At 38.0% G+C, this 6,851-nt stretch carries 7 protein-coding genes; 3 read left to right on the top strand and 4 right to left on the bottom strand.

The features are described 5' to 3' along the window. Window positions 1–710 (bottom strand): hypothetical protein (locus H7254_RS12675; RefSeq protein ID WP_301933316.1); only part of this gene is annotated, 710 nt, incomplete at its 3' end. 135 nt (window positions 711–845) lie between these two features. On the opposite strand from H7254_RS12675, the gene H7254_RS12670 reads away from it, so the two are divergent. After that, window positions 846–1,289: a hypothetical protein gene (locus H7254_RS12670; protein WP_301933315.1), complete on the top strand. Its 444-nt coding sequence runs from the start codon at window positions 846–848 to the stop codon at window positions 1,287–1,289. An 80-nt stretch (window positions 1,290–1,369) separates the two neighbouring features. Here H7254_RS12670 and H7254_RS12665 read toward each other — a convergent pair whose 3' ends face one another. After that, entirely contained in the window at window positions 1,370–3,163 is a 1,794-nt protein-coding gene (locus H7254_RS12665) for an acyl-CoA dehydrogenase family protein (protein WP_301933314.1), read from the bottom strand. Window positions 3,164–3,257: 94 nt separating this feature from the next. Then, a complete protein-coding gene (locus H7254_RS12660; protein WP_301922546.1) occupies window positions 3,258–3,698 on the bottom strand; it encodes a MarR family winged helix-turn-helix transcriptional regulator in 441 nt (146 codons plus the stop codon). Between H7254_RS12660 and H7254_RS12655 the strand changes: the two genes are divergently transcribed. Continuing rightward, on the top strand, window positions 3,692–5,041 hold the full coding sequence (locus H7254_RS12655; RefSeq protein WP_301933313.1) for a glycosyltransferase: 1,350 nt from the start codon (window positions 3,692–3,694) through the stop codon (window positions 5,039–5,041). The two genes, H7254_RS12660 and H7254_RS12655, sit on opposite strands and share 7 nt — an antisense overlap. Window positions 5,042–5,059: 18 nt before the next feature. Then, window positions 5,060–6,166 carry an ABC transporter permease gene (locus tag H7254_RS12650; protein ID WP_301933312.1) on the top strand — a complete coding sequence of 369 codons (1,107 nt, stop codon included), beginning with the start codon at window positions 5,060–5,062 and terminating at the stop codon, window positions 6,164–6,166. 40 nt (window positions 6,167–6,206) lie between these two features. Here the strand turns inward: H7254_RS12650 and H7254_RS12645 are convergent, their stop codons facing one another. Then, window positions 6,207–6,680, bottom strand: a complete 474-nt coding sequence (locus H7254_RS12645) for an Lrp/AsnC ligand binding domain-containing protein (protein WP_301922543.1) — start codon at window positions 6,678–6,680, stop codon at window positions 6,207–6,209. Window positions 6,681–6,851 lie beyond the last annotated feature (171 nt).

The following is a 6,851-nucleotide window of genomic DNA, read 5'->3' as shown; positions in this document are numbered from 1 at the left end:
CCCAACCGGTCATCTCCGAGGCCATATTCCAAATGAGCCAGCCTGCCTTTGGTAATCGCAATATCAGAGGCCAACGGCGAGAGGATAGAAAATACCTGTTTTGTTTCTTTAGTAAAGGTACTATTCAAAGAATCGGTAACGGTAACTGGTATTTTCATCACTGTAAAACTATCCGTTGCTTTCACAATATATTCACCCTGGTAAATGCCGGGCATCCCTTTTGTCTGATTAACGGGCAGCTCATACAGCCTGGTATCCCCCATTGCTTTTACCACACAATTCGTCAAGGCTTTTACCCTGAATTTAATTTTATCTCCTGTCATTAAAATTAAATTTCCTTCGGGCCAGGTTTCGATGTTTTCAATAGATAAATCTTTTACCGGTTCGGGAGGCTTTGGAAGCGTGTATGTGTACGCAAGTTTTTTGTTGACGGTTTTATCGGCAAGAGAAGCAATAATAGTGAAGGAGGTATCGCCGGGCCTTAAATTTAATTCAACTGCAAAAGCGCCGGTAGGATAGACTTTCACGGGTTTTTCATTTACTGTAACAGTACAGGTTTTACAGGTACTGCCTATGATAAAACTGTTTGACCAGCTTACGGCATTGGTCTTCCGGGATGGTTGGACGAGTTTAATAAAGGGCTTGTCAGTATTCTGACAAAATGCGTTGTTTGCAACCAAACAAATCAAGACGACTGCAATTTTATTCAAACTTAAATTTTTTTGAGTGCAACAAAAATACCCTATTTTCATCTCCTAAACCTAAATCAAATTATGAAAAAAATCATGTTGTCCGTATTCACTTCTATGTGTGTGCTTTTATCTTTTTGCCAAACAAACGATAAAATGTTAAAGCACTCCGGCGAAACTTTAGAAGTCAAAATTATTAAGGTAGGAGAAACTACCATCTCTTACAAATATCCCGGCGAGGATGCCGAACAAACAATCGGAAAATTTGCCGTAGCGTCTATTACTTATGGTATTAGTGGCCGCAAAGAAACCATTTCAGAAAAAATTGTTGTTTCAGGCAAAGACGACTGGGAAAAAGTAGAGGTAATTACTAATGCAAGCGAGGCAATCGGTCTTAAAAAAGGAGAAGAAATAAAAGGTAAAACTTCCGGTATGTTCAGCTACAACACCGCCGGATCTGCTGATAAGAAAGCAGCTAAAAGAATTAAAGAAGCTGCAGCAGAAATTGGGGCGCCATTTATTTTAATGACTTCTGATAAGAGTGATGGATTTGGTGTTAAACAGGCCATTAAAAAAGGCATTGCTTATTCTTACAAATAGAAGATTTTATTTTATTAAAAAAGGCTGATTCATATTTTGAATCAGCCTTTTTTAATGCGCTAAATTATTTTTTCACAAATTTACCAGGCATATTTATTGGCAGCAATTAAGGTATCTGCAATCCTTCTTCGTGCATCCTTGCTATTAAACGGCGCAGCTTTTGTAAAGCGCTTTAAACCTAGTAACATCATGCGTTGTTCATCGCCATCCGCAAATCCATTAATGGCTTCCTTACCTGCTTTATTAACCCGGTCCACTGCATCATTGAGGTAGCAACGCATCATATCAATTTGCACACTTACAGAAGCTTCTGTCTGCTTATCGGCCATTTTTATAATCCTTAATAAAGTACTTTCTGCCACGAATGTTTCGATGGCCATATCCGCAATATTCATCAGTATTTCCTGCTCGTCCGAAATTTTCATCATTAGTTTTTGCACCGCTGCACCCGCCACCATCAAAATACTTTTCTTCATATTTAAGATGGATTTTTTTTCTGCCGCAAAAGGTGTTTCGTCTTCGTTTCCAAATTCAGGGATGCTCATCAATTCTTTGGAAACTGCCATGGCTGGTCCCATCAGGTCAAGCTTGCCTTTCATAGTTCTTTTCAAAATCATATCTACTGTAAGCAACCGGTTAATTTCGTTGGTACCTTCATAAATGCGGTTGATGCGGCTATCCCGGTAAGCCCGGCTGATAACATATTCATCGCTAAAACCATTTCCCCCAAAAACCTGTACGCCTTCATCCACTACATAATCCAGTACTTCACTACCGTGCACCTTTAATATGGCACATTCCACTGCAAATTCTTCAGCGGCTCCCAGCAACGCTTCATTGAATGGTTTGCTGGCATTGGCCAGTTCAATTTCTTTATCATCTATCCATTTGCTGGTTCTGTATAAAGCGCTTTCACTTGCAAAAATCCTTATCGCAGCTTCTGCCAGTTTATATTTAATAGCCCCAAAATTTGCAATGGCAGTTTTAAATTGTTCCCTTGTTTTAGCATAATCAATGGTCATGTTCAGGGCCATTTTGGATGCACCCAACGCCGCAGCACACAATTTAAGACGGCCAATATTTAAAATATTGAAGGCAATAATATGGCCTTTGCCTACCTCGCCCAATAGATTTTCAACCGGTACTTTACAATCCTGAAAATACAACTGCACTGTAGAAGAACCTTTGATACCCATCTTATGTTCTTCGGGCCCCTGCGTAAATCCTTCAAAGCCGCGTTCTACAATAAAGGCAGAAAATTTATCTCCGTCAATTTTTGCAAAAACGGTATACACGTCTGCAAATCCACCATTAGTGATCCAGCATTTTTGCCCATTTAAAATATAGTTTTTTCCATCTGCAGAAAGTAAGGCTGCTGTTTTAGCACTTAGTGCATCGCTGCCACTATTGGGTTCAGTTAACCCATAGGCTCCTTTCCATTCCCCGTCCGCCAGTTTGGGAATGTATTTTTGTTTTTGTTCATCCGTACCAAAATATAAGATAGGTAAAGTACCAATACCGGTATGTGCCGCAATGGCCACGCTAAAAGAATAGCCACCGCCAAGGCCTTCATTCACCAGGGTGGAAGTAACAAAATCTTTTCCTAATCCACCATATTCTTCCGGTATAGACGCACCCAATAAACCCTGTTCTCCTGCCTTTACCATTAACGATGGCATCAGGCCTGGTTCTAATTTGTCAATACGGTCTGCCACCGGCAGCACTTCTGTTTGCAAAAACTGCAAACACATTTCCTTTACCATCAATTGCTCTTCATTAAAATCTTCGGGTGTATAAGATTCAAATGCATTGCTTTCTTTAATTAACCATTCTCCACCTTTTATGGATGTTGTGGTTGAAGTTGATGCGCTCATATATATATAAATTTTTTGTAAACTTTTATATTTATTGTTGATAGTTCTTGGTTAACAGATGAAAGACCAGGGTCTGCCAGCTATAATTTGTCCATTACTTCAGGTTATCATATACTTTCTGCAAAACAAGTTTCGCAATTTCAATCTGTTCAATAGTAACCCCTTCCAATGCTTCATTTAATGTTTGATTTGCCAGTTCGATGGTTTTTTCTTCCAGGTCCTTTGCCTCTGGAGCAAGATAAATCATGTTCATTCTGCGGTCATTTTTGCTGGATACCCTTTTTACCAATTGAAGTTTTTCAAGGTTATCTACCAGCCTTGTAATGCTTGGTTTATCTCTGAAAGTTGCATCGCACAATTGCTGTTGACTTAACCCATCTTCCTTCCATAAATGGTATAACACACTCCATTGTTCAATAGTAATTTCTACATTGGCTTCCTTAAAATTTTTTTGTAAGCGCCGTGAAATAGCAGTACTGGCTTTACCTGTGATAAAGCTATATAGTTCTCCTTTTTTAAATTGGTTGTATGGCATATAGTTGTTTAAACAACTATATAAAGATATATGATTCGTTTGAACTTTTAAAAATTATTTTTGTGTTTCCGGTTTTTGTGCAAAAGTTTAAATTTGTTACAACTTGTCCGCCTGTAGCGGATAGCACCCTTGTACGGCATACCATTATGGAGTTTATTCTATTCATTATTCCAGGTGTTTTTTTTGCCGGCTACGCAGCATTAATTATATATTACCGGCAATGCTGGCTGCAGATTCCCGTGTATAATTCAGCATTTAAAAAAGATAAACTTACTGTAAGTTTTGCCGGTTATAAGCCCTTCACCAAAATCACTGTCATTATTCCAGCAAGAAATGAAGAACAAAATATTGGACTCTGCTTACAAGCTTTAACGGAGCAAACTTATCCAAAGGATTTGTTTGAAATTATAGTAGTGGATGATCATTCAACTGACCAAACTGCCCTGGTTGTACAATCATTTCATAAACACAACATTCAATGTATTTCTCTAAATAATTATCTTAGCGGAACAATCAATGCGTATAAAAAAAAGGCCATTGAAGTTGCCATTGCACAATCGGAGGGCGATCTGATTGTAACCACCGATGCAGATTGTACAATGGGTAAAAACTGGCTGTTAACCATCGCAAATTTTTATGAGACGTACAACCCTGCATTTATTGCAGCACCGGTTGTTATTACCGGCAGCAATTTTTTAGGCATATTTCAATCACTTGATTTTATGACATTACAAGGCATAACTGGTGCGGCGGTTTATAAAAAAATACACAGCATGTGCAACGGAGCCAATCTTGCTTACGAGAAAAAAGCTTTTAATGAAGTTGGTGGTTTTAAGGGCATAGACGATATTGCCAGCGGGGATGATATGTTGCTGATGCACAAAATTTATGAACGTTATCCAGACAGGGTATTGTTTTTAAAATCCAGAGAAACAATTGTTACTACCCAAGCCATGAATACCTGGACAGATTTTTTTAACCAACGCATCCGCTGGGCCAGCAAGGCAGATAAATACAATGATAAACGAATACTGGCGGTGCTGATATTGGTGTATTTCTTTAACCTGATGCTATTGTTGCTGCCGGTACTGGCAGTCTTTAGCAATACCACATTTTTATTTTTTAGTTATCACCTTTCCATTACAAAATATTGGTTGATTTTACTGGTTTTAAAAACAATAACAGAACTTTTTTTTCTATTTCCGGTGGCCGGGTTTTTTAATAAAAAAAATATGTTGTGGTGGTTTCCGGTAGCAGAACCTTTTCATATTTTATACACAGTTATTGCCGGGTGGCTGGGAAAATTTGGCAGCTACCAATGGAAAGAGCGAAAAGTGAAGTAAATTTGAACAATCATACAAATGGGGCAATCTTTTTCATTTACCACACAGACATGGCATAAGCTAAAAAAAAATAAAGGTGCACTTTTTGGTTTGTTAGTCATTGCATCGGCTATTTTTATGTCTGTTTTCGGGTACCTCATTGCACCGGATACCACTCCCAATGCAGATTTACAAACGGTAGAACTACAGGCTAAAAATCCCGGATTTAAACAGCTATTTTTAAAAATCCCTGATAAAAAAAATGGTAAATCCGGCTGGTTTACAAAATTAATGTACGGCAGGGCGGAAGATTATCGCTATTTGCCCATCAGTAAATATCAGGTAAAAGGCGATTCATTGATTGTAAATAAATATGTTGATGAAGATACCAGTGTTGTGCAAATTTATTCCATTAACGCGTTAACCAGGCATAAGGCAACCACGCTGTTACAACAAAATATTGTTACAAAAAACTACTATTTAGGTACCGATAAATTTGGACGGGATATTTTAAGCCGGTTGATTATTGGTACAAAAGTTAGTCTGGTAGTAGGTTTGATAGCTGTATTTATTTCTATTACATTGGGAGTTGTATTGGGTGCTGTTGCAGGCTACTACCGGGGATGGATAGACGAAGTTATAATGTGGCTGGTAAACGTTACCTGGAGCATACCAACTTTGCTGTTGGTATTTGCTATTACCATGGCGTTGGGTAAGGGTTTCTGGCAGATATTTATTGCCGTTGGCCTTACCATGTGGGTAAGTGTTGCACGGTTAATCCGGGGGCAGGTAATGGCAGTAAAAGAAATGGAATATATCCAGGCTGCAAGGGCATTGGGGTTGAGCGATGGCCGGATCATTATCAAACATATTTTACCCAATATTATGGGGCCTGTGCTGGTAATAGCTGCCAGCAATTTTGCGACTGCCATTATCATTGAAGCTGGCCTAAGCTTTTTAGGTATTGGGGTTCAGGCACCGCAACCAAGCTGGGGGTTAATGATAAGGGAGAATTATAATTTTATTATTACCCACAATGCAATACTGGCACTTATCCCAGGTTTTGCCATCATGTTACTGGTGCTTGCTTTTAATTTGCTGGGCAACGGATTGAGAGATGCTGCAGATGTAAGGGGTGAGTCTTAAAAGTTTCTTTTTTCTTTTTCTTTGTAGACGTTGCTGATTTTTATTCAACAGGTGCCACCTGTACATTTCTGTTAAACCCTTCTTCCAGCGAAATGAAAGTTTCTGTGCGGTCAATTCCTTTTATTTTTTGTAAAGCATCATGCAAAACATATCGCAACTGGCTAATATCCTTACAAACAATTTCTATAAACATACTGTAGTTGCCGGTAATATAATTGAGCCTCACAATTTCAGGAATCTTCATCAATTCCTTGGCAACCGTATCATATAAAGAACTTTTTTCCAGATAAATTCCAACAAATGCCGTGATATCATAACCTAGCTGCCTGATATCTACATTTAGTTTAGTACCTTTAACAATTCCAAATTCCTGAAGTTTTTTAATACGTACATGGATAGTTCCTCCACTGACAAATAATTTCTTCCCCAATTCAGCATAAGAAATTTCTGCGGTTTCCATCATTTCGTGAATAATCTGCAAATCAAGTTTGTCAAGATTTAATTTACTGGCCATTTTATATTTTGATTTTAATAATTATTCAAATATATAAACAATTACTTCAATATTATCTATATTTTTAAAATAATTGGTAAAAAATTTTCAACACAATGGCAATTTGTATAGATTTGCACAAGAATTACAAATAACACTGTGGGGTGATGAAATTTTTGGCAGACATGCCCT

It is taken from the genome of Ferruginibacter sp. (assembly GCF_014377975.1).
Classification (GTDB): domain Bacteria; phylum Bacteroidota; class Bacteroidia; order Chitinophagales; family Chitinophagaceae; genus Ferruginibacter.
The sequence above is the reverse complement of the archived record's forward strand: the minus strand, read 5'-3'. Positions and strand labels throughout refer to the sequence as shown.